The organism is Bacillus cereus group sp. MYBK30-2 (assembly GCF_051915945.1).
In the GTDB taxonomy this organism is placed as follows: domain Bacteria; phylum Bacillota; class Bacilli; order Bacillales; family Bacillaceae_G; genus Bacillus_A; species Bacillus_A paramycoides.
Genome location: NZ_JBQAFR010000001.1, coordinates 1,498,857 through 1,522,738 on the forward strand (window position 1 = coordinate 1,498,857; position 23,882 = coordinate 1,522,738).

A 23,882-nucleotide genomic window follows, 5' to 3' on the forward strand; every position below is an offset into this window, starting at 1 on the left:
ATCATAAAATGAGTCTTACTTTCATTTGTAGGCAATTTTTGCAAATTCTATACTACAAAGATGTAGATAAATCATTATCAACGCCTATATTATACGATTCTCCTTTATAATTCAATATTTTTAAGGAAATTGTTACTCTTAAAATGTGAAAATCTGATGAAACTTGACAAATTACAACAAAGTATTAGATAATGACTGTTTATTTTTCTATTACATAATCAAAAAGAAAGAAAATCCCTCTACAATTAGAGGGATTTTCTTTCTTATAAAATAATCGCAATTAATCCACCAGATCCTTCATTAATAATTCTTTCTAGCGTTTCTTTCAACTTATATCGAGCGTTTTCTGGCATTAGAGATAACTTCGCTTGAATTCCTTCTCTAACAATGGAGCTGAGAGAGCGCCCAAATATATCAGAATTCCAGATTGATAGCGGATCATCTTCAAAGTCCTGCATCAAATAACGAACTAGTTCTTCACTTTGCTTTTCAGTACCAATAATCGGTTCAAATGTTGATTCTACATCCACTTTAATCATATGAATAGACGGGGCAACAGCCTTTAATTTAACACCGAATCTTGAACCGTGACGAATAATTTCCGGTTCATCTAAACTCATATCAGCTAACGCAGGCGCCGCTACTCCATATCCTGTTTGTTTTACCATACGTAAAGCATCTGCCACTTGATCATATTCTGTTTTCGCATGAGATAAATCGAGCATAAGTTTCAATAAATGATCTTTCCCCCGAATCTCCACTCCTACTACTTCTTTTAAAATTTGATCATATAATTCATCTGGTGCATATAAATCAATCTCCGCTACCCCTTGCCCCATATCAATGCCAGCTAAACTTGCTCGATCAATAAATTCATATTGACTAAACTGCCAAACGACACGATCCACATCACGAAGACGTTTTATATCCTTCACAGTCTCTTGAACTGCTTCTTGATAACTTTGGCGTAACCAATGTCCTTCATTTAGCACCATTACCCAGCTTGGAAGGTTTACATTCACTTCTAAAACCGGGAACTCAAATAGTGCTTCTCGAAGTACATTATACACATCTGTTTCTCTTAAACTCTCAACACTCATTGCAATTACTGGGATATCATATTCTTCAGATAAACTTTGACGTAACTGCTCTGTATCTGGATGATATGGCTGCACAGTGTTGATAATCATAATGAAAGGCTTTCCTACTTCTTTTAACTCGTTTACAACGCGTTCTTCTGCCTCTATATAATCTCTCCTTGGAATTTCACCAATCGTTCCATCTGTTGTAATAACTACACCAATTGTTGAGTGCTCTTGAATTACTTTACGCGTTCCAATTTCTGCAGCTTCATGGAATGGAATAGGCTCTTCATACCAAGGAGTATTAATCATGCGCGGGCCGTTCTCATCCTCATAGCCTTTTGCTCCTGGAACTGTATATCCAACACAATCTACTAATCGAATATTCACTTCAAGACCTTCATCTACTTCGATAGAAACCGCTTGGTTTGGAACAAACTTCGGTTCCGTCGTCATAATTGTACGACCAGCAGCACTTTGAGGCAGTTCATCCTGCGCTCTTTGACGGTCTGACTCATTTTCAATATTTGGAATAACAACAAGTTCCATAAATTTTTTAATAAACGTTGATTTCCCTGTTCGAACAGCTCCTACAACTCCAAAATAAATATCACCGCCTGTGCGTTCCGCAATATCTTTAAAAATGTCTACCTTTTCCAAGTGATTCCCTCCCTCGAAATTTTTGGGAATAATTCCACATTTATAGTCAACTAATACCTTCTCTAACGTTGCCTATAATATCTGATATAATATAATGGTATTCTAGAAATCCGGACAATATATCATATAATTTTGTCCAATTTCATATGACTATTTAAAAAATACCTTTTGTTTGCATCGCAAGTTGTATAACATAAAAAACCTTTCTTCTAGAACTTATTCGCTAAAAGAAAGGTTCATGACTTATGATTTAAAAAAAATTGGTTCTCCGTCCTTTACTGTATACGGTAAAGAATATGCAGGAACAAATGGGGAATCTTTCGATAGTATATTCCGAATATCTTCCCCTTCCTTAAATTGCCCTTCATTTTTTTTCAACGCTTCATATAAGTCAATTCTATAATCAACAAACACTTCACCTTTTTCATTGATTACAAGAGGAAGTCCCTTTCCAGAATATGGACTTGTCACTTGTGGTACATCTTTATATCCTAGTTTTTTGAAATCCAATTCATAAACACCATCTGTAATTACTTTTTTAAAAGGTGGATATTGATGTTCATCACGATACATCTTAAGCTTTAATGTCACTTCTTGAATTTGTTCCGCCATCCTAACATCAATTAACTTTACTGTTGGATTTGTTTCAACATCTATTAATACATATTGATATACGCCACCACTTTCATATGCATTCCCTGGTGCCTCTTGTATGTATCGAGGAGCAATTTTTTGAAAGTCAATTGGATACTTCTGATAAATCGGTGTACTCATATCACGTGTCTTAATTGGTAATAAGCCATCAGTTTGCTCCCTATATGTAGTAATGGCTTTTTGTACAACTTGTAACTGATCTTCATAAGGAATAGCATTTTGTTTCATATTTTCTCTTGGATACATACACCCTGTTAAAATGCTTATGCAACAAAATATTAAAATAATATAGATTTTTTTCACTGACAATCACCTTTTCATGCTAGTATGGACTGTTCCTTTTGTAACATTTATCAACTACACATCCTCTATTGCTCAATAGGACCACTAAATACAACAAGAAAAATAACAATTCCAGATACAATCATGAGGGTGTACGCTACTAACGCTGTAATCCCTTTCAAAAATTTATTCTTCATTTTATGCCTACTTAATAAAATAAAACTTACCGCAAGAAACATAAATCCAATTGAACCTAAAGCAAACCACATTTTTATAAGCCCTTCCGACATATATACACCCCTTTACTTTTTAACTATTTTTATACTATTTTAACAAATTAAAATCTTTAAACAAATAGAAATCCGCATTTTACCGTGAATTAACAAAATTTATATAAAATAATAAAACCGAAGCACGTTATTTCGCGCTTCGGTTGACCAAATATGCCCTTAACAGCTCTATTCCCATTCTTTCATGACTATCATATGCATTCTCTAAACTCTTTGTTTCTCATATTTTACTTTTTAAACATTTTACTTAACGAGCTAAAATCCGCTGGCATATTATTGTTAATGATTGCTTTTACAATTTGATCCTCTTGCTCTTTTGGCACTTCACGTCCTGCCATTAGAGCAACTTGATGAATCAATTGGCGAAGCACTTTCTCATCACGTAAGTTCGCATTTTGAACAGACGACGCTAATTTAAAAATATCTTCTTTGTTCACTTTCGCTTCTTTTTCAATGTTACTAAAAATGTTGTTATCCATTCTTTTCACCCTCTCCTCAAGTTACTCTTCATCCTATGCAAAAATGAAAAATTGGTGAAAAGACCCATAAAAAATAAAAAAGCGGTAGAAGTACGAAATGTACTTCTACCGCTTTTTTTATAACAAATCAGGTATCGCTTCAACTTCATGTTTTCGAACACGTCCCATCAATGAGCCTACTGCATATTTTACATTATTCTCATTGAACAACACGTCATATAAAGCCGCTGTAATCGGCATTTCAACTTCCATTTTCTCTGCCAACTCATGGGCAGCTTTCGTTGTTCGTACACCTTCAACAACCATACCCATGCTTTCTAACACTTCTTCTAAAGAGTGTCCTTTTCCAAGCATATTTCCTGCACGCCAATTTCGGCTATGCACACTTGTACAAGTTACAATTAAGTCACCCATACCAGTTAAGCCAGCAAATGTAAGTGGATTTCCGCCCATCTTTCTTCCTAAACGAGCAATTTCCGTTAAACCACGTGTCATTAATGCCGCTTTCGCATTATCACCTAATCCAAGTCCGTCAGTTATTCCGGCAGCTAGTGCAATAATATTTTTTAAAGCACCACCAAGTTCAACTCCAACGATATCTGGATTTGTATATACACGGAAATAGCTATTCATAAACAAATCCTGTACTCCCTCAGCCGCTTCCATACGTTTAGCTGCGGACGTGACAGTTGTCGCTTGACGTAAACCTACCTCTTCAGCATGGCTCGGTCCAGACAGTACAACAACATCTTTGATCAAGTTCTCTGGAATTTCTTCCTCAATCATTTCCGAAATACGTTTTGACGTGCCTGGTTCGATTCCTTTACTTGCATGAATCCAAGTAATTGGTTCTGTAACAATTTCTTTCATCTCTTGCAATACGTCTCGGTACGCTTTCGTCGGTACTACTAGCAGTACTGTGTTTACATTTACTAATGCTTCTTCTAAAGAAGAGTAGGCTACGATTGTGCTTGGCAATGTAATCCCTGGAAGATATCTACTGTTCTCATGCTTCGTATTAATTTCATCCATGAGTTCAGAACGGTTTCCCCAAATACGTACATCATGCCCATTGTCAGCTAATACCATCGCTAACGCTGTTCCCCAGCTACCTGCTCCAATTACTGTGATTTTTGTCATAAAATCACATCCTCTCCATTAGTCTCTTGCTCTAGCGATAATGTGAATCGGCGTTCCTACAAAACCGAACGCTTCACGTAAACGATTCTTTAAGAAGCGCTCATATGAAAAGTGCATTAATTCTGTATCGTTTACAAACACAACAAATGTTGGTGGTTTTACCGCAACCTGTGTCGCATAGAAGATTTTCAGACGGCTACCATTATGAGTCGGCGTTGGATTCATCGCTACCGCATCCATAATTACATCATTTAATACATTCGTTTGTACACGGATACTATGGCTTTCATTTACTTCATTAATAACCGGTAATAATGTTTGTGTACGTTTTTTCGTTTTCGCAGATAAGAATACAATCGGCGCATAATCTAAAAATTGGAAATGAGCACGAATGTTTTCTTCAAATGCTTTCATTGTTTTCTCATCTTTCTTAACTGCATCCCATTTGTTTACGACGATAATAACAGCTCGTCCTGAATCATGAGCATATCCAGCGATTTTTTTATCTTGCTCAATAATTCCTTCTTCTCCGTCTAAAACGACTAAGACAACGTCAGAACGTTCAATCGCTCTAAGTGCACGAAGTACACTATACTTTTCTGTACTTTCGTATACTTTTCCTTTTTTACGCATACCAGCTGTATCGATGATTACATAATCTTGACCATCTTTACTATATGGTGTATCGACAGCATCACGTGTCGTTCCCGCTACATTACTTACAATTACACGTTCTTGACCAAGAAGTGCATTTACAAGTGATGATTTCCCTACGTTTGGACGTCCAATTAAAGAGAAACGGATTGTTTCATCGTCATACGCTTCTTCTTCAATCTTTGGAAAATGATTCGCAGCCTCATCTAACAAATCACCTAGTCCTAAACCGTGCGTACCTGAAATTGGGAATGGCTCGCCAAATCCTAATGCATAAAAATCATAAATATCACTACGCATTTCTGGATTATCAACCTTATTTACCGCAAGTACAACAGGTTTGTTCGAACGATATAAAATTTTAGCAACTTCTTCATCAGCTGCAGTTACACCATCGCGACCATTTGTCATGAAAATGATAACATCCGCTTCATCAATCGCTACTTCCGCTTGTTGACGAATTTGTGTCAAGAACGGCTCGTCTCCAATATCAATTCCACCTGTATCAATAATGTTAAATTCATGATTTAACCATTCTCCCGCACTATAAATACGGTCTCGTGTTACACCCGGGATATCTTCTACAATTGAAACTCTTTCTCCAACAATTCTATTAAAAATAGTAGATTTCCCTACGTTCGGGCGGCCTACTATCGCTATTACTGGTTTCGGCATATACTTTCATCCTTTCAACTTGCTTCTGTTTATTATGTAAAAAACCCTTCTTTGTGCAAGAAGGGATTTGCATTCCAGAATATTTCTCAACGTATCAAAACACCTCACATTATACCACACGTTGCTAATGTTTCACAATAATATATACATTCTCTTGTAAGCGATGCGCAATACCATCTAAAATGGCTTCTAAATTATTTGCAACAAATTCTAGTTCCTCTGTCGACTCACAAACAAATAAAGGGGCACCACCTGCAAATTTTTCCGGCGTTGTTGTAATAACTGCGAGAATAACACTTTCTAACATCATCTCTTATCTCCCCTTCCCTTCGGAGCTTCCGATGACATATGAACAGCACTCTCTAATGTTGGGACATTTCCAATTACCCCTATCGCTTTCTCTGCATCTTGATCTTGCGGAAGAACAAAAATCCCGACTCTCCCATCCTCTAAATCACGCTTCGCTAACGGCACAAGTGCCGGTGTACCAGAATCTTTATATACCCCTAAAGCAACAGAAACATCATGTAAAATAGCTTGACGTTGTCCTAAATTTGCGATTGTAACCATCGCATCGATCGATTTCGGCTTTAAAATAAAGCCCATTCCATATTTCATAATTTCTTCTTGCCTTGCTGGCAATCCAATATTCATAATATAAATATTATCAATATAAAGTCCCGCCCCTTCAAAATGGAGTGGAACATGCTCAATCTCTACAAGATCATGGAGCCTTTTACCAGACATTAATATTTTCGAGATAAAAAATGCTATTATACCAGTTATTATCCCGGCAATCCACGAATGGAATCCTATATACGCAAACGTTGTCACAAACGACGTTAACATCGCCAAATAGTTACGACTTTCAAATACTAATGCAATTCCTTCAATGTATGTATTGCCACGCGGTACGAGCTCATATCCATCTAATTGTTGAAGTGTATTTCTTTCCATGTTGCGCACATCACGAAATTGCGTCGCTGCTAATGTAAGAAATGTAATTGCAGAAAAATCTTTTTTCAAAATAGACGGGATAGCAATCGCTCCTAAAGCCGCTGCAATTAAACCCATCGCAATATGAATAATTTTTCCGTGAAGCCTCGTCGGATATTGCCTCGTATCTGTGCGAAGCATTAACACCCTAGTTACTGTCCCTGCAATTACGCCACATAAAATGGCTGGTGTATATTCAGTCATGTATTACCCTCGTCTTTCTTTTACGTGTTTTCCGCTTAAACTGTTCCATGTATACTGATGCTTTCGCAATCCAAAATAAAATTGCCATAAATAATGTAGAAACGGCGACGATATCAAAAAATGCTAAACTACCGTAATCATAGGGAAAATTTAGTTTCCGAAAAATAAGTGTCACTAGCAATTCCCCTTGTAACATCCCTATATATAAGGAGCATAATCGTAATATGCGATCCCCATGTAATAAAATCGATGCATACACAAGAGCACTACTTAACAAAAACAACCTATCAACCACGATCCAAATCGGATCATATACTTCTAACAAATGAAAACTTGTATATAACATTGCAATAATAAGTGCCGAAAGTAAGGTATATAATTTTTTCCAAATAGAATATTGCGTGATTCCTACAAAAGAAATAAAACAAAGTAAAAGAGCATTTACTGATACCGTGAAAGAAGCAATCGTCATATTTAATGGAGAACAAATAATAAACAGCAATATAACAGCACTTAACTTCCAGCGAATAGATTCCTTTTTCATAAAAAACGTCACGACAATCCAGCCTATCCAAGCCACAAAATAAAAAGAACTCCCATCCATCGTTACACCTCCTATGTTTTCCATTATGGGAACTTTTTATAAAACTTAATCCCTCTCTTCTTTTTGCATAGTTTTTCTTATAACAGCAACACTTAGAATAAGGAGGTGTTACATACAATGGGTAAAGATCGCCAAGAACGAAAACTAAGAGAATCACGCCGCGTTGAATCTGATCGCGACCAATCACTACAATATCCTGGTGCAACAAGCCTTGACACACCGGAGCAAGCTCGAAAGCAAAATCAGCATTAAATTTAGTGAAACTTTAATCAGTGGGTTTTTGTACGCCCCCACTAATTATTAGCCTTCACCAATCGGGCTTTTACGGGCAGTTCGACTCCCACCCAACTTCCTCGCATTCGCCGAATTTTGAGGTGGGGCCTACTGCCCTCAAATAGGCAATACAAAAAGACGGTTTCGATATTGTACGAAACCGTCTTTTTACACAATTATTTTATTAATTTCTATTCATAATATAATTCTTTCGTTTTCGCATTATAAACTCGATTACTTAACGAGGCACCAATCGTAACTATACCTGTTGGTTTTTTAGAATATATAATAACATAATACGTATGAAGAGAAGGATCTTTACTCTTCACTTCTACACGTACATAATCCGTCTCCCCTATTTCATTTATCTTTCGCTCAGCCTCTTTTTTCGCACCTACAATATTTTCTTTTTCTTCCTTGATTTTCCTACTCGCAATGGTATTTCCTTGATCAGAAAGTAATACTACTTCGGCATCACTTAAACTCACTTCATTTGGTATATTGAAATAATAACTTACATACGAATCTTCCGATGGGTTATTTTTGTCTCCTCCTAATTCCCTTGGAAAATTAGTGCTTCCATTCCACTTCCCGCATTCACCATTGGATTCCTATACAATTTATTCCCGACTGCGATTGCAATATTCGCCGTTTTAATTGTCGATTGTTCTGTTGTTGAACTAGAACCCCCCTTCTCTTACATTTGAAGTTAATGAAATTTCAACTTTTTGATTATATCCAGAAATCGCTGTATTTTCTCTTATATTCCGTGCATGGATCTTAACATCTTCACTATTATATGTAATACGTCCTATTGTATTTTTACTATTTGAAGATACATTATCTCCTTTTTTATTAACATCCTCCTCTCCTAAATTATAGAGAGCAATACTTTCTTAATTTTTTCATGTTTCTCCCCACAAACATGAAAAAATTAAGCACCCTCCAATAATTCAGCACCACATTTTCTACATTTCTTCATTTGTATAACCCCTTTTTTCAATTGCAGCTTCTCTAAACAATATTTATTTATATATATTTTAATCACAATATAATTCCCCTCTTTTTTCTATTTATAGAATTATATGGAATAACATCTCCCTACTTCATAAAAAAAAAACAACCGAACGGTTGATTTTTTTATCTCCTGCTATAATGCGCAGTATCAATACCACGCTGCATTAACCAATGATACGTTTCACCTTTTACAACAAGAGGTACAGATTGTAACTCTTCTATCGTCTTCGCACCAAGAGCCGTCATGATAAATTTCAAATCCGTATGCAATAGATCGATTTCATCAATTAACTTCTCGACACCATCTTGCATTAAAATACGTAAAAAGTATCCAGCAAACGCCGTCGTATTCGCCCCTAATGCGATTGCTTTTGCGACATCAAGCGCTGTTTGTATGCCTCCAGATGCAATAAGAGAGAGGTTATTATTTGTAGAGGATGCTTCAATGATCGAGGTAGCTGTTTGTATGCCCCAGTTATTAAAATAAGAAAGCATTCGCTGTCTTCTTTCGTTTTCAACAGCAGCAAAGTTCGTACCACCTTGTCCGCCGATATCAACCGCTGTAACACCTATATTTGCTAACTGTTGCACCGTTTCCTTACTCATCCCAAAACCTACTTCTTTGACAATGACAGGAACTTTACTCTTTAAAACAATTTGCTCAATTCGCTGAAGTACCCCCGTAAAATCACGGTCTCCTTCAGGCATCGTTAACTCTTGTATAACATTTAAATGAATTTGCAGTGCGTTTGCTTCAATCATATCAACGGCACGCTCTGCCTGTTCAACAGTTGCCTCACTACCCAAATTAGCAAAGAAAATACCATTTGGGTTTACCTTTCTGATGATCTTATAAGAGGCCGCCTCACTTTCATCTTTTAACGCTGCCATTTGCGAACCTACAGCCATAGCAAGTTTGTGATGTTTCGCTACATATGCTAATTGCTCATTAATATGTAACGTTTGCTCTCCACCACCACCAGTCATCGCATTGATAAAAATCGGCGAACTTAGTGAAAGTTCGCCGATTTTTGTTTCACATGTTACACTATCAACAGTTGAGTTTGGCAAGCTTTGATGCACAAACTCAATGTCATGAAAGCCATGTGTACGAGACTGTCCAGTAGAAAGAGCGTATTCAATATGATCTAATTTACGTTTTGCCCTTACCACTTGTACCCCTCTTTATTTCTTTAATTTTTTCAGTTGTTCACCGATAATATCACTTAATTGGAACGTTGCAGAATCAGAATTCGGCTCGTATTGGCTATAATCTTCTACTACATTATTTTCTTCAAGCGCTTCTTTTATGCTTAAAGAAATACGTTTTTCTGCCACGTGCACTTCAAGTACTTTAACCGTTACTTCCTGTCCCATTTCCAGTACTTCACTTGGATTTTTCACATGACGATTTGCAATTTGAGATACATGCACAAGTCCTTCAACGCCAGGTAAAATTTCAACGAAAGCACCGAATGTAACAAGACGTTTTACTACTCCCTCGCGAATATCTCCAGCTTTTATTTCACTAGCAACATTTTCCCAAGGTCCTGGCTGAGCCGCCTTAATTGATAAAGAAATACGCTGTGTATCTGCATCAACAGATAACACTTTCACCTTTACCTTTTGACCTTGCTCTAATACTTCAGAAGGTTGTTCCACACGTTCGTGTGAAATTTGTGAAATGTGAACTAAACCGTCCACACCGCCTACATTTACGAATGCACCAAAATCAGTTAATCGTTGTACTGTTCCCTCTACGATATCTCCTTCTTTCAACGAAGAAATCGCTTCTTTTTTCTTAGAATCTAGTTCTTGTTCTACTACCGCTTTATGCGAAAGGATAACACGATTTTTTTCACGGTCTAATTCAACAATTTTCACCGCTAACGCTTTCCCTTTATATTCAGTAAAATCTTCTACATAATGCACTTCTACAAGTGAAGCTGGAATAAAGCCACGAACACCAAGATCCACAACTAAACCACCATTCACGATATCCTTTACAGTAACATCAAATACATGACCTGAAGTAAATTTCTCTTGTAATTCTACCCAAGCTTTTTCTGCATCAACAGCTCTCTTAGATAATACAAGATCATCATCTTCTAATTTAATAATTTTCAATTCAAGAGTTTGATCTAATTCTACAACATCGCTTGCTTTTTCAATATGAACGTTAGCTAATTCACTAATTGGAATCACACCATCTGTTTTGTATCCAATATTTACAAGAACTTGTTTCTCTTCAACTTTCGTTACAGAACCTGTAACAACGTCACCAACTTGTAATTCTTTTGAATTCATAACTTCTTCATTCATTTTTTCTACCATGGAAATACCTCCCTACAGAATTGACAAAGCATTTTTATGTATATACGAAATGAAAACTAATGTTTTCATTTGCATGTTATAAGAATTTATCATCACATACTCATTTTCAATACATTTTACAAGAAAATCTATTAAACCTATATAAATAGTATACAGCAAAATCGTCTTGAATAAAGTATGTTTTGAAATATAATAGCGAATATATTCTGACAGTTTTATTCCTCTCTAACTAACTTCTTATAAATCGACTCATTTGTCAAGACAAGCGACTCATAATTCACTTATCCTTTACAATTCTAAACAAACAAAAAAGAAAGAGGATTATCCTCTTTCTTTATTTTGCAAACACCCCTGAAACAATCCCCATAATTTTTTGGACAACTTCTTCAATTGATAAAGAAGTTGTATCTAATTCCAATGCATCATCGGCTTTTTTTAGAGGAGAAACTTCACGCTCTGAATCTAATTTATCACGCTGAGCAATTTCTTCTTTTAACTGCTCTAAATTAGAATCGAAACCTTTATTCATATTTTCTAAATGTCTTCTTTCCGCTCTTTCTTCTACAGAAGCAAGCATAAAGATTTTCACTTCAGCATCTGGTAGTACATGTGTACCAATGTCACGGCCATCCATTACTACACCGCCTTTTTTAGCTAATTCTTGTTGGCGACGTACCATTTCTTCACGAACAAGACGATGTTTTGCCACTATAGATACTCGATTCGTCACATCAGGCGTACGAATAACCTCAGAAACATCTTGTCCATTTAAAAATACAAGTTGCGTATTTTCTCCTTGCTGAAATTCAATATTCACATTTTTTACAACTTCCATTAACTTTTCTTCATTTTCAATATCCACTTTTTGTTCAAGGGCTGCATATGTAATAGTACGGTACATTGCACCTGTATCAATGTAAACATATGAAAGTTTTTTTGCAACAACTTTTGCAACTGTACTCTTTCCAGCAGCCGCTGGACCATCTATAGCAATCGAAATTCGTTTATCCATTGTAACACCTCATTTTTTACTTATAATACAAAACGAAAAGCAGGTATTCGCCCCCTGCTTCTTCTCGTTTGCTTCACGTCATTAAATCCTCAATTATTGTAGCATAATCCATCATAGAAGAAAATGAAAACTACTTATTCACCTTTAAAATTTCCGCCTTATTTTTCGTGACGACACCTTCGTAATAAACAATTTTTGATAAATATTTCACTGAAGATTTATGTATAAAGAGTAGCTGTACAACAGAAAGACAAATAAATTGAATTAGCAATATACGAATAAATATTTTCTCCACTTTTTTCAAAACACTCGCTCCTTTCCACTCTATACTCACGCATCTAATTTCATAAATTTATATAAACAAAACTCCACCTAATAGCCACTTCGCAAAACGCACATGAAGTAATTAAGTTTATTGTCATTTTCTAAGCGTACTTTTATACATTTTCATTGTCGAATTTACTCAAAACATGTTATGTTCTAAATGTATTTTTTAACTCGAAAGGGGTATAAGCATTGAAAAGAATCCTAGTTTTACACACAGGTGGAACAATTGCAATGGAGGAAGATAAAGAAACTGGGGTCGTACAACCAGGCGAAAAAAATCCTCTTTTAAAATTTATTCCTGATTTAGAAGGCGATGTTGATTTAATTGTTGAAGATGTGTTCCATCTTCCATCTCCTCATATGACTCCTAGCGAAATGCTACAATTACAAGTCATCATTGACGAAAGAGCAAAACAAGACGATATTCATGGCGTAGTCATTACGCATGGTACGGATACATTAGAAGAGACAGCTTATTTTCTTGATTTAACAGTGCAAGCAACTATTCCAATCGTTGTGACAGGGGCAATGCGTTCTAGTAACGAATTAGGTGCTGATGGTCTATACAACTTCTTATCCGCTGTAAAAGTTGCTAGTAGTAATGAAGCTGCTGAAAAGGGCGTTCTAGTTGTATTAAATGATGAAATACATTGCGCTACAAATGTAACAAAAACACATACAAGTAATGTTGCGACATTCCAAAGCCCGCAATACGGACCAATCGGTATGGTAACGAAACGTGGTGTTGTTTTCCATCATGCTTTAGTGTATCACGAAACATATACAATACGACAAATCTCTAAAAACGTTGTCGTTCTAAAAGCATACGCAGGTATGGATGATACATTATTATCAGCAATCGAATCACTACCAGTAGACGGAATTGTTATTGAAGCGCTCGGACAAGGTAATTTACCTCCAAGAACACTTCTTAGTCTAGGACGATTAATAGACAAAGGAATTCCGGTTGTATTAGTTTCTCGTTGCTTCAACGGTATCGTTCAAGACGTATACTCTTATGAAGGTGGCGGAAAACAATTAAAAGATATGGGCATTGTTTTCACATATGGCTTAAACGCTCAAAAAGCACGAATTAAATTACTAGTCGCACTAGAGAATACAAATTCTCACGAAACAATCCAAAACATGTTTATGCACGAATAAAAAGAAGCTGTCGAGGTTTTCGACAGCTTCTTTTTATTGTCTTGATACAATGGTTTGCGCAATCGCATCTCCATGGAATCTTCCGTTTTCGATAAATATTTCATTTGCATTATTTCCCGCAGCAATTACACCTGCAATAAAAATATTTTCAGCGTTAGTTTCCATACTGTCTTCTGTATAAATCGGGCGCCCTGTTTCTTCATCAATCCGAACTCCCATTTTTGTTAAGAAGCTGTGATCCGGATGGTAACCAGTCATAGCAAATACAAAATCGTTTTGAATTGTATGCGCCTTACCCTCTACTGTATATGTTAACGTATGTTCCGCAATTTCTTTTACATGCGCATGAAAATGCATTTGAATTGTTCCATTTCGTACTAATGCCTCAAATTCCGGCAAAATCCATGGCTTAATACTCGGTGAGTATTCCCCACCACGGTATAACACCGTTACACGTGCACCCGATTTAACAAGTTCTAATGCCGCATCTACACTTGAATTTTTACCACCTATTACAACGACATCTCGATCAAAATAAGGATGCCCTTCTTTGAAATAATGCGCTACTTTTTCTAGCTGCTCACCAGGTACATTCATATAATTCGGATTATCATAATATCCAGTCGCTACAACAATGTACTTCGCTACATATATTTTTTTACTTCCGTCACGCTTCGTCGTTTCAACTTTAAAAACATCACCATCTTTTTGGACTTGTTCCACGCGTTCAAATGCATTTACACGCACCGACTTACGTTTTACTACTTCACGATAATATGCAAGTGCTTGATTACGAACTGGTTTACGGTTCTCTGTAATGAAAGCAACTTCACCAATTTCTAATTTTTCACTAGAAGAGAAAAATGTTTGATGGGTTGGATAATTATAAATTGCATTTACAATGTTTCCTTTTTCAATTACTAATGGATTTATCCCTACCTTTTGTAGCGAAATTGCCGCTGCTAATCCACATGGGCCGCCTCCAATAATAATAGCTGTTTCTTTTTGCATACTCGATTCACTCCTAGTCTTCTGCCTCTACTCTATTTATATAAACAAGAAAAAACCTACTTACAGCAGTAGGCACCTATCTTTATTGTATTCATTTTTCTTATATTTGTCATCTAAACGAAACATACATCCGATAGACATCTGCTAAAAACTGCTGAAATTTTATTCCTTGTTGCCCTAATACATTTTCAGGATCAATTTTCCGAGTAGGATCAAGTGTTTTATGTGACACAATATCTTTTTTCGGATTCAAACCGAAATTTTGACATAAATAAGCGTGATACCATGTAAAACGGTTATACGCTTCCCAAAAGTTAACCTCTCCCCCATAACAAAGTTCAACTCCAATAGCAACCTTATTCGCATCATAACCATACAAATCATTATCAGTCGGTGTATTATACCTAACATGATATGCCACTTCATTTATCAGAATAATTTCTAATATTGTTTTGTCATCTATAAATGTATGCGCTGAAGCTTTCGGTTGTATTTCATTAAAGTAATCCCGATTCCCTATCGCATTGCTACCAGGATTCCCGGTATCATGACTAACAATAAATCTTACCTTTGAAAGAGGAATTCCTGGTCGTGAACTTCCGTATCCAATTTAGTTGCGCTCTATAGGGAACATCGTCATCGCTATCAACTCCGCTCTAAAAAATTACCTTTCTTCCTTATATATGTATTCGGTGACAATGTCCATATAGCATATTTCTTACGCGAAGAGAAAATCGAAAATATTTGATGTGAACACCATAAATAATAAAATACTTACAGCTACTCCATAAAAACCGTAAAACCAAACACAATCTTCTTTCGTATCTAAACCGAAAAACTTATTTACTGATTGTAATAATGTACCACGCTTACTATGTTTATTTCGTAAAACTTCCACTCGTTCTACAACATCTGCTGGCATCATAAATCTTTGGTCTACTGTCATTTTCATCATTTATCTCTCCTTAAAATCATTTCCGTTTTGTTTATCTAAGGAAAGTATAGCACGTTTGTTCGTATGGAACAAGTGTTCTTTTTATTTTTATTCTATTTTTCACCAATCTACGTAATAATTCCAAATACTACAGCGATAATCGCCCCTACAACAACCACTCCAAAAACAAAATGTAATAGACCCTCTCCAATAATCCGAATGACACTAGTTCTCTGAGCATTTTTAGTTCTTCCTAGCTCCCTACTCTTTCTTCTAATTAACCTACTTGATCCATTATTTCATTGTTCCTATTCAATACCTTTAACTAGTAACTTCAACAAAAAACGCGATTCCCTCGAAAGGAAATCACGTTTTCTCAAAACATTATATATTATACCCAACCTCTGAAGCGACTAGCCTCAGCCATTTTACGAACACCAACCATATACGCAGCTAAGCGCATGTTAACTTTACGAACTTGTGATGTTTCATAAATTGAATCGAATGATCTTACCATTACTTTTTCTAAACGTTGTTCTACTTCTTCCTCAGTCCAGTAGTAACCTTGGTTATTTTGTACCCACTCAAAGTAAGATACTGTAACGCCACCAGCACTTGCTAATACGTCTGGAACAAGTAAAATACCACGATCTGTTAAGATTTTTGTTGCTTCTAATGTAGTTGGACCATTTGCAGCTTCAACTACAATTTTCGCTTTAATCTTATCAGCATTTTCTTCTGTAATTTGGTTCTCAATTGCAGCTGGCACTAAAATGTCGCAATCAAGTTCTAACAGTTCTTTGTTTGAAATTGTATTATTAAATAGTTTTGTTACGGTACCGAAGCTATCGCGACGATCTAACAAGTAGTCAATATCTAATCCGTTCGGATCATGTAGTGCACCGTAAGCATCTGAAATTGCAATTACTTTCGCGCCTGCATCATGCATAAATTTAGCTAAGAAACTACCCGCATTACCGAATCCTTGAACAACAACGCGTGCACCTTTAATATCAATGTCACGTTTTTTCGCAGCTTCACGAATACAAATTGTTACACCTTTCGCTGTCGCTGTTTCACGTCCGTGTGATCCACCTAATACAAGTGGTTTACCTGTAATAAATCCTGGTGAATTAAATTCATCAATTCGGCTATACTCATCCATCATCCATGCCATAATTTGTGAGTTTGTAAATACGTCTGGAGCTGGAATATCTTTTGTCGGACCAACGATTTGGCTAATTGCTCGTACATAACCACGGCTTAATCTTTCTAACTCACGGAATGACATTTCACGTGGGTCACAGATAATTCCACCTTTACCTCCACCATATGGTAAATCAACAATACCACATTTTAAACTCATCCAGATTGAAAGTGCTTTCACTTCATTTTCTGTTACATTTGGATGGAAGCGAATTCCACCTTTCGTTGGACCAACAGCATCATTATGTTGTGCACGATATCCTGTAAATATTTTAACAGTCCCGTCATCCATACGAACTGGAATCTTCACCGTCATCATACGAACTGGTTCTTTCAATAATTCATATACTTCGTTTGGATAACCCAATTTTTCTAATGCTTCATTAATAACAATTTGTGTTGAATTCAACAATTCAAAATGTTGTTCCCTTTGTTGTTGTGTTTTCGTTTGAGTTCCCTTTTCGGCTACCATAGTAAGTAAACCCCCTGTAATTTCACTTGTTTAGTAAACCTTCATTGCCTAGTATACACCGTTAAATTTGGAATGCAATAGAAAACGCTAACAAATATATACAAACTATTTTATATTGCAAGCGTTTTCACTATTATTATAGTCCTTTTATTGCTTTTAGAAAAGTAAAATACTTAAATATTTAAATATTTTTTAATTTCATCAAAATATAGTGCGATAAAATAAATATTTAACCAAGAAAAATTAATTAAGTATTTGCAAATAGATCAGCTATTCTTCTTGTCCCCTCAGTTTTCAAAACTTTAGATTTCCCTATCCTTTTCAGGATAAAAATAAAACCTCAAGCTACTTTACATTAGCTGAGGTTTTGTTTTTTCACAAAGTAATTGTATATTTGTTCAACTGCTTGAGAATCCATTAACTCCTTACCATATTCCATGATGCGGTAAATGGTTGCTGTAGATGAATTTCCGTATTCCGCTAAAATAGCTATAAAATCCGCTTTCAGTAATTGAAATTGATCTTCTTCTTCTATCCAAAGATAAAAACGCCCATCCCACGTATACAACTTCCCGCTAGTTACACCAAGGTTATATAAGCGATTTGACAAATTGATTACATCATCCAATGTAGCAAACTCGTAAAGTATATGCTCACTTTCATCAAGAGTCACTTGCATTTCAATAAACTCGTCACGGAACTCATCTTCTGTGTCCATTTCGTGATTTTCTTTTGTTACAATTACAACCATCCCTTGCGCTTGTAGAGAAAATACTTCAACAGCAATCGGACCATCCGCTTCAAATCCTAATTCTTTATTCGCTTCTTGCATCATATCACGGAATAGCTGCTGTACTTTCGGTGCGTTTCTCCACAAATCTTCTTTCGTTAATCCTCGTTCAGATAAATCATCAAATGTTAGGAAAATTTTTATCTTATTGTAATTTAAACGTTCCAGCCTCATCTCATACCCTCCCTACGTAACCATTGAATCTAATTTTTATTATATGAAATAGAAAATAGATGGTTCTTTCCGAACAACTATTCTGACAATTTTAACCATCCATCCCATTCTTCTTTTGTATTGCCAATTAGGACATTTTGAAGATTTAATTGACCTTCAACACCTTTTCTCCCTATAAAACCAACAGAAAGGTTTTTATTTTTTCCCTGCAACAAATCAATGAATCTCACTGCCTTCTCAAGTTCTCGTTCATCATCAAAAGATATAAACAAATATTTAGGTCGTAATTGTTCAATGGCTAGTATAATACCTTCTTCATCTAAACTTGTCCCAATATACATCGCTTGATATCCTTTTAAACGTAAATACGTCGCGAAAATAAATCCTTTTAATATATTATTTTCTAAAACGAAAACTTTGTGTGCGGAAGGATGCAGTGACGCATTATGATAAACCATACCTAGACGTGTTTGCAAGAATGATACTACATATTTGAATTGTGACATTGTAATCTCATTATTATTTTTTAAAACTAACAATTTGTTTGTCACTTGAAGGATGATGCTTGTAATGACTTTTTCTGCTGAATATATACTAAAAGCTTCGTTTAATAATGCAGAAGTTGTAATTTCATCAAATTTTAACAAAGCTTGTAGTATATCGTCCACTAAAACAACTTCTTTATCGTAAAGATTTTCTTTTTGAACGTTATTCTGCAACCGATTCCCTTCTAATAACTGAACTGCTTGTCCAATCATCATACCCTCAGAAACTTTGTCCATTAACCATTTCAAAATTTTGATATGCTCTTCTGTATATAGACGATGCCCCGCATGATTCCGCTTTGGAGCAATAATATGATAGCGTCTTTCCCATGCACGAAGTGTACTCGGCTGAATTCCGAGTATATTTGAAACAGCTTTTATATTATATTTTCCATTTAAAGTTGGCATTATTTCCCCCTGCATAGCGTAATGATATGTGTTTGGGAAGGTGCCCGAAAACGAAGAGGGAACAAAGTTGTTCCATACCCATTACTAACAAAGAGAGTCGTATTTGAATGCTTATATACGCCCCCCTTTAAATGCTTTTTAGACGGGAACAATCGAATCTGTCCTCCATGTGTATGCCCACTTAGCACGAGCGAAATTCGTTCTTTCCCAGACATTTTTTTTATTATATCAGGGTTGTGACTAATTAAAATGCGCAAACCCTCTTCTTTGCAATCTGCCAACGCTAAATCTAAACGATCCCGTTCTAATCCAACGTCATCTACACCGAGTAAGCAAATCTTCTCTCCTGATTCAGATTCAAATACAACTCGTGTATTATCTAAAACCTTCACGTTATTTTCTAACAATAAAGCATCTAATTCGTGATATTCAATTTCATAATCATTATTTCCCCACACAAAATATACAGGAGCTATTTCTCTTAGTTTTTGAATATTTAAAGAGATTTGCGATAAAGGTACGCCCTTTTCCGCTAAATCGCCGCCAATAATTACGAAATCTACTTTTCCTTTTACTTGTTCAATTAGCGAGTTAGAAATGATCCTTCTATGAATATCCGAAATAAAAAAAACATTAACTTCTTGAAAACTTTCCGGAAATTCTTCGAATACTAGAGTATGTTCCAACACCGTATTACGCATCGCTTCTTTATACATTCCAAGAAGACATACAAAACCAACGCATATGAGAGTACCTAATAATATAATCCATGACATATATTTTTTACTCCCCCTCCTCGTAAAGTATAGTCCATAATTTTTATATCCAGCTATGAATCACTTATTTTACTAGCTCTCTTGTTTCGTGGACTTATCTTTAATAGGAATTTTTAATTCTTGCCCTACTTTCACTTCATCTTCTTGTAAATTATTATATTTTTTAATCACTTCAATCCCAGTTTCATCTGAAAAATATTGCTTCGCTATACTTTTTAACGTTTCTCCCTCTTTCACAGTATGAGTTGCTACTTTCTCAGACTGCTTCTGAGATTCAGTCTTAGCTGAATCAAAGAAAATCACTTCAAACGCACTTTTTCCAGCATTATTACTATCACTTTTCACCTGTATATATTTATCTGTATACCATAGAATACCAATAGGTAACAATATGAATAGAAATGTTAACACTCGGACGAAAATGTGATTCATTTTAAATTTTGGTTTTTTTTCTTTATTTCTACGAATTTCACTACGCGGCGGTAAACCTTCATCTTCTTCCACTCGCTCGACTTCTAATTCCTCTTCAAAATCAGGAATTCGTTTTCTCATGTTGTTCACCACCACCTTCCATTTATTTTCTTAATTGAAGCCCCATTATAAAATCAACAAGAAAGTGTGCAAAGATTGTTATAAACAAATTTCCTGTCCACTCAAATACATAACCAAAAACAAAACTAATAAAGCAGACAAAACAAAACAAAAAAGGCTTCGTTATATATCGAATATGTAACACAGCAAAAATTAAACTCGCTATTACAATTCCAAAATGAGTCTGCATTACACCTCTAAATAAAAATTCTTCAGCAAAACCAATAATAAACGTAATGACGAGTAAATGCATGACAGAAATCCCTTGAAACATTCTATCGTTAATACCGCCGTCATCAAACCAAGACTCTGGAAACACTCTCATTGCAATATAATCTAATAACACAATACCAATCGCTAACAAACCACCTATTACGAGTATGGAAACAGGTTCCCATTTCCACAAACTATAAACTTCTTTCTTATCTTGAAATAATATATATGCTAGTAAACAACCGATACCAATAATAATTAATTGTGTTATGTAGAGATTCAGTCTTATTTCCCTCGGACTCATATCTTCAACATTATGCCTTTGAATGTTCATCATTCCTCCATCTTTTCTAGGCCGAAAAGCTTTTGTAACTCTGTTTCCCAATTATAGTCGAAAATTGATTGTTGCGCTCGTCTTTTTTTATAATCTGTTTTTGTAATACCACAGTAATCACAACAGTTTTTTAACTCTTGGTCTTTTCTATAACCAAATTGTTGTAATAAATATTCACGTCTACACCCTTGAACTTGTATCCATGACTTCATATTTTCTAGCTGACTATATTTATTACGCAGTCTCACTTCCACTTCCGCTATTAATCTGTACATTATTTCATCTGACAAGCTCTCTAGCATAAGATTTCGCTGTTGTATGATTCCAAGATGTTCAAGATGATAGCGGATGAAACGCCAATATTGTTCACTAAATCCTGCTGCATTATAACAAATTCCTTCTACATCTTCTATTGGTAATGCTTTCATTTGAAACATTCTTTCTTGTAGTAACGAAAATAAAAATTGTATTTTCGACTTACTTGGCAATTCATCTTCAATGATTGAAATTGGCAAATCATGATCCATTGGGCTACATAATAAAATGGCTATACTCGGTTCGCCATCTCTTCCAGCTCTTCCGATTTCTTGTAAATAGGAAGCTACATTGGTCGGATAATGAAAATGAATAATATATCTCGTATTCGACTTATTTACTCCCATCCCAAAAGCACTCGTACATATTACAAGCTGCAATTGATCATTCATAAACTGTTGTTGAATTAACATACGCTCTTCGTGTTCCATACCACCATGATAAAAAGCTACACCTGTAACCCCTTTTCCTCTTAAATACTCAGTTAAACGCTCTGTCCATGCCCTACTTGAACAATAAACAATACCCGGTCCTTGTAAGTACATTACATGCTCAAAAAGCGCCTCTTTTTTTTCTTCTATCGTCTCCACAAATTGTACTTCCATCGCAATATTTGGACGATCAATTGAGTATACATGCTCAGCGACATTTTTTAGACTTAAACTCTCCGCTATATCTCGTAGTACATCCTTTGTCGCGGTCGCCGTTAATGCTAGTACCGCTGGAGATCCGATACTCTCAATTACTTGATCTAACTTTTTATAATCCGGCCGAAAATCATAGCCCCATTGTGAAATACAATGAGCCTCATCTACAACAAACAATGAAATATGAATTCCCTTCAATTCTCTTATTAACAATTCCGACTGCAACATCTCTGGTGATACAAAAACAAATTTATAAAAAGCTAGCTTTTTCATAGCCTCTCTTTTTTCACTTAACGTCCGAAAACTATTAAATGCAATAACTCGATTTTTCACAACATGCTTTAATTGCATAACTTGGTCTTCCATTAAAGATAATAATGGTGATACGACAAGCACCGTTCCCTCTTGCATAAGTCCCGGAAGTTGATAGCACATGGACTTCCCCCTTCCAGTCGGAAGCATTGCTATAACATCTTTTCCTTCCAATAGGTCCGTAATAACTTCCTTTTGTCCCGGACGAAATTCAGAATATCCAAACCACTTATATAAATATTCCTCAAGCTTCATTTATACCCTCCATCCGTGCCAATACAAGACGGACTTCAAAATAAGAGATTCCCTCCCCAACCGCTTGCTTCAACACACGCAATTTACGTGTTTGTAATGCTTCAATTACTTTTGTTACTTTTTCTATTTTGTCTTTTCCCATAAACATCTCAATAGAAAATTCTTTTTCTCGTAAAGCAATTTCTACAAAATGATCTTCTATTGTTGCAACCTTCAAATTCCTAATTGTTGCTATTTCTTCTAAAGAACGCCCTTGTCTCCAAAGATTGTATGTTCTTTTCGTCGACAAGCTAAACAAATCAGCTCTCTCATTTGGATAAGATATAATTTCAGCTAATAATGGAAACTCATCTTCTTTATTGCGAACTTCTTGAATAAAGAAGTGAATTGTACCCCAAAATAAAAAATGCACTCGAAATACATCTTGTTTCGTAATTTCCGCTAATTGTTGTACAGTACAACCAATACGTTCATAGCCAGTTAAACGATATGTTACAATTGTCGCCTCTACTGGATTACTTTTTTCTAAAAGACCATGTATTTCCTTCCACAATCTTTTAGCCAATTCACTCCTCACATATGGTATTCCAGTGAGAAAACGTTTCACCCACATCATTATTTCTGTATCTTGTTGAATTGGAATAAATTTCGTATTCGCCTGTTGTAAATTCGAAATAGTTTGGACAATTAATGATAATCTCTTCCAAAACGTTGCACCTAATTCACCATAGTGTAAACCATGTAAATACGTCGGAAAAGCAAATACATCTTCCCATTTGTTTAATTGTATTTTACCAGTAGTCGTTAACACGTATGTATTTTCATGTATAGCTTGAACCAACTCCGCTTGTAACAACTTTGAAACTTCTCGATCATAATCAGCTCTATCTAATGATTTATATATCCCAAACAAAAAAGAAATTCGGAACATATTACCATCTTGTAATGTTTGTGAAGATCGCTTTCCTTTTAATAAATAATAAATAGAAGAAACGGTTCTTTCACCATTCAATTGTTTTAAACAATATAATAAAGTATATTGTAGCTGCATT

27 protein-coding genes are annotated in these 23,882 nt (G+C 35.5%); 2 read left to right on the forward strand and 25 right to left on the reverse strand.

The window, feature by feature from the left end; all coding sequences use genetic code 11:
* Positions 1 to 263: 263 nt before the first annotated feature.
* The 9 genes from spoIVA to ACTFQM_RS07915 all read right to left on the reverse strand — a co-directional run bounded on the left by spoIVA (position 264) and on the right by ACTFQM_RS07915 (position 7,720).
* Positions 264 to 1,742 carry a stage IV sporulation protein A gene (spoIVA, locus tag ACTFQM_RS07875; RefSeq protein ID WP_000416521.1) on the reverse strand — a complete coding sequence of 493 codons (1,479 nt, stop codon included), beginning with the start codon at positions 1,740 to 1,742 and terminating at the stop codon, positions 264 to 266.
* Positions 1,743 to 1,985: 243 nt separating this feature from the next.
* Complete coding sequence (locus ACTFQM_RS07880; RefSeq protein ID WP_440033982.1) at positions 1,986 to 2,699, reverse strand: hypothetical protein; 714 nt, start codon at positions 2,697 to 2,699, stop codon at positions 1,986 to 1,988.
* Between the two features lie 65 nt (positions 2,700 to 2,764).
* Entirely contained in the window at positions 2,765 to 2,968 is a 204-nt protein-coding gene (locus tag ACTFQM_RS07885; protein WP_002171155.1) for a DUF2768 domain-containing protein, read from the reverse strand.
* A 227-nt stretch (positions 2,969 to 3,195) separates the two neighbouring features.
* Entirely contained in the window at positions 3,196 to 3,447 is a 252-nt protein-coding gene (locus ACTFQM_RS07890) for a stage VI sporulation protein F (RefSeq protein WP_002171154.1), read from the reverse strand.
* 117 nt (positions 3,448 to 3,564) lie between these two features.
* On the reverse strand, positions 3,565 to 4,587 hold the full coding sequence (locus tag ACTFQM_RS07895; RefSeq protein ID WP_440033983.1) for an NAD(P)H-dependent glycerol-3-phosphate dehydrogenase: 1,023 nt from the start codon (positions 4,585 to 4,587) through the stop codon (positions 3,565 to 3,567).
* Between the two features lie 18 nt (positions 4,588 to 4,605).
* Positions 4,606 to 5,916 (reverse strand): ribosome biogenesis GTPase Der, encoded by a 1,311-nt coding sequence (gene der / locus ACTFQM_RS07900; protein ID WP_025147238.1) that lies wholly within the window; start codon positions 5,914 to 5,916, stop codon positions 4,606 to 4,608.
* 124 nt (positions 5,917 to 6,040) lie between these two features.
* Positions 6,041 to 6,226, reverse strand: a complete 186-nt coding sequence (locus ACTFQM_RS07905) for a capping complex subunit for YIEGIA (RefSeq protein ID WP_000979059.1) — start codon at positions 6,224 to 6,226, stop codon at positions 6,041 to 6,043.
* Positions 6,223 to 7,116: a YIEGIA family protein gene (locus tag ACTFQM_RS07910; protein WP_025147239.1), complete on the reverse strand. Its 894-nt coding sequence runs from the start codon at positions 7,114 to 7,116 to the stop codon at positions 6,223 to 6,225. Before ACTFQM_RS07910 ends, ACTFQM_RS07905 begins: the two co-directional genes overlap by 4 nt.
* Positions 7,109 to 7,720: a YphA family membrane protein gene (locus ACTFQM_RS07915; RefSeq protein WP_440033984.1), complete on the reverse strand. Its 612-nt coding sequence runs from the start codon at positions 7,718 to 7,720 to the stop codon at positions 7,109 to 7,111. Before ACTFQM_RS07915 ends, ACTFQM_RS07910 begins: the two co-directional genes overlap by 8 nt.
* Before the next feature lie 117 nt (positions 7,721 to 7,837).
* Here ACTFQM_RS07915 and ACTFQM_RS07920 point away from each other — a divergent pair, with 117 nt between their 5' ends.
* Positions 7,838 to 7,972: a YpzI family protein gene (locus ACTFQM_RS07920; RefSeq protein WP_000513901.1), complete on the forward strand. Its 135-nt coding sequence runs from the start codon at positions 7,838 to 7,840 to the stop codon at positions 7,970 to 7,972.
* A 212-nt stretch (positions 7,973 to 8,184) separates the two neighbouring features.
* Here the strand turns inward: ACTFQM_RS07920 and ACTFQM_RS07925 are convergent, their stop codons facing one another.
* The 5 genes from ACTFQM_RS07925 to ACTFQM_RS07945 form a co-directional block, all read right to left on the reverse strand.
* Positions 8,185 to 8,481 carry a hypothetical protein gene (locus tag ACTFQM_RS07925; protein WP_440033985.1) on the reverse strand — a complete coding sequence of 99 codons (297 nt, stop codon included), beginning with the start codon at positions 8,479 to 8,481 and terminating at the stop codon, positions 8,185 to 8,187.
* 652 nt (positions 8,482 to 9,133) lie between these two features.
* The gene (fni, locus tag ACTFQM_RS07930) at positions 9,134 to 10,183 is read right to left on the reverse strand and encodes a type 2 isopentenyl-diphosphate Delta-isomerase (protein WP_265621209.1); all 1,050 of its coding nucleotides are present in this window, start codon (positions 10,181 to 10,183) and stop codon (positions 9,134 to 9,136) included.
* Positions 10,184 to 10,195: 12 nt separating this feature from the next.
* Positions 10,196 to 11,344, reverse strand: a complete 1,149-nt coding sequence (gene rpsA, locus ACTFQM_RS07935) for a 30S ribosomal protein S1 (RefSeq protein ID WP_440033986.1) — start codon at positions 11,342 to 11,344, stop codon at positions 10,196 to 10,198.
* Between the two features lie 334 nt (positions 11,345 to 11,678).
* Positions 11,679 to 12,356 carry a (d)CMP kinase gene (cmk, locus tag ACTFQM_RS07940; RefSeq protein WP_002171142.1) on the reverse strand — a complete coding sequence of 226 codons (678 nt, stop codon included), beginning with the start codon at positions 12,354 to 12,356 and terminating at the stop codon, positions 11,679 to 11,681.
* A gap of 130 nt (positions 12,357 to 12,486) precedes the next feature.
* A complete protein-coding gene (locus tag ACTFQM_RS07945; protein WP_088030389.1) occupies positions 12,487 to 12,660 on the reverse strand; it encodes a DUF5359 family protein in 174 nt (57 codons plus the stop codon).
* 212 nt (positions 12,661 to 12,872) lie between these two features.
* On the opposite strand from ACTFQM_RS07945, the gene ansA reads away from it, so the two are divergent.
* The gene (gene ansA / locus ACTFQM_RS07950; protein WP_440033987.1) at positions 12,873 to 13,847 is read left to right on the forward strand and encodes an asparaginase; all 975 of its coding nucleotides are present in this window, start codon (positions 12,873 to 12,875) and stop codon (positions 13,845 to 13,847) included.
* Positions 13,848 to 13,880: 33 nt separating this feature from the next.
* Here the strand turns inward: ansA and ACTFQM_RS07955 are convergent, their stop codons facing one another.
* From ACTFQM_RS07955 to ACTFQM_RS08005, 11 genes are all read right to left on the reverse strand, one after another.
* Complete coding sequence (locus tag ACTFQM_RS07955; RefSeq protein ID WP_440033988.1) at positions 13,881 to 14,858, reverse strand: YpdA family putative bacillithiol disulfide reductase; 978 nt, start codon at positions 14,856 to 14,858, stop codon at positions 13,881 to 13,883.
* Between the two features lie 109 nt (positions 14,859 to 14,967).
* On the reverse strand, positions 14,968 to 15,468 hold the full coding sequence (locus ACTFQM_RS07960; RefSeq protein ID WP_440034403.1) for a peptidoglycan recognition protein family protein: 501 nt from the start codon (positions 15,466 to 15,468) through the stop codon (positions 14,968 to 14,970).
* A 108-nt stretch (positions 15,469 to 15,576) separates the two neighbouring features.
* Positions 15,577 to 15,813 (reverse strand): DUF3961 domain-containing protein, encoded by a 237-nt coding sequence (locus tag ACTFQM_RS07965; RefSeq protein ID WP_025147246.1) that lies wholly within the window; start codon positions 15,811 to 15,813, stop codon positions 15,577 to 15,579.
* A gap of 370 nt (positions 15,814 to 16,183) precedes the next feature.
* The gene (gudB, locus tag ACTFQM_RS07970) at positions 16,184 to 17,470 is read right to left on the reverse strand and encodes an NAD-specific glutamate dehydrogenase (RefSeq protein WP_002171137.1); all 1,287 of its coding nucleotides are present in this window, start codon (positions 17,468 to 17,470) and stop codon (positions 16,184 to 16,186) included.
* Between the two features lie 355 nt (positions 17,471 to 17,825).
* Positions 17,826 to 18,434: a genetic competence negative regulator gene (locus ACTFQM_RS07975; protein WP_002171136.1), complete on the reverse strand. Its 609-nt coding sequence runs from the start codon at positions 18,432 to 18,434 to the stop codon at positions 17,826 to 17,828.
* 77 nt (positions 18,435 to 18,511) lie between these two features.
* Entirely contained in the window at positions 18,512 to 19,387 is an 876-nt protein-coding gene (locus ACTFQM_RS07980) for a MerR family transcriptional regulator (RefSeq protein ID WP_440033989.1), read from the reverse strand.
* Positions 19,387 to 20,163, reverse strand: coding sequence for a metallophosphoesterase (locus tag ACTFQM_RS07985; protein ID WP_440033991.1), 777 nt, complete (start codon positions 20,161 to 20,163; stop codon positions 19,387 to 19,389). Before ACTFQM_RS07985 ends, ACTFQM_RS07980 begins: the two co-directional genes overlap by 1 nt.
* 72 nt (positions 20,164 to 20,235) lie before the next feature.
* Positions 20,236 to 20,715 carry a LysM peptidoglycan-binding domain-containing protein gene (locus ACTFQM_RS07990; RefSeq protein WP_440033992.1) on the reverse strand — a complete coding sequence of 160 codons (480 nt, stop codon included), beginning with the start codon at positions 20,713 to 20,715 and terminating at the stop codon, positions 20,236 to 20,238.
* Positions 20,716 to 20,737: 22 nt separating this feature from the next.
* The gene (locus ACTFQM_RS07995; RefSeq protein WP_002171132.1) at positions 20,738 to 21,301 is read right to left on the reverse strand and encodes a CPBP family intramembrane glutamic endopeptidase; all 564 of its coding nucleotides are present in this window, start codon (positions 21,299 to 21,301) and stop codon (positions 20,738 to 20,740) included.
* Positions 21,301 to 22,830 (reverse strand): RecQ family ATP-dependent DNA helicase, encoded by a 1,530-nt coding sequence (locus ACTFQM_RS08000; protein ID WP_440033993.1) that lies wholly within the window; start codon positions 22,828 to 22,830, stop codon positions 21,301 to 21,303. The genes ACTFQM_RS07995 and ACTFQM_RS08000 overlap by 1 nt, the downstream gene beginning before the upstream one ends.
* Positions 22,820 to 23,881, reverse strand: coding sequence for a helix-turn-helix domain-containing protein (locus ACTFQM_RS08005; protein ID WP_440033994.1), 1,062 nt, complete (start codon positions 23,879 to 23,881; stop codon positions 22,820 to 22,822). Before ACTFQM_RS08005 ends, ACTFQM_RS08000 begins: the two co-directional genes overlap by 11 nt.
* Between the last annotated feature and the right edge of the window lies 1 nt (position 23,882).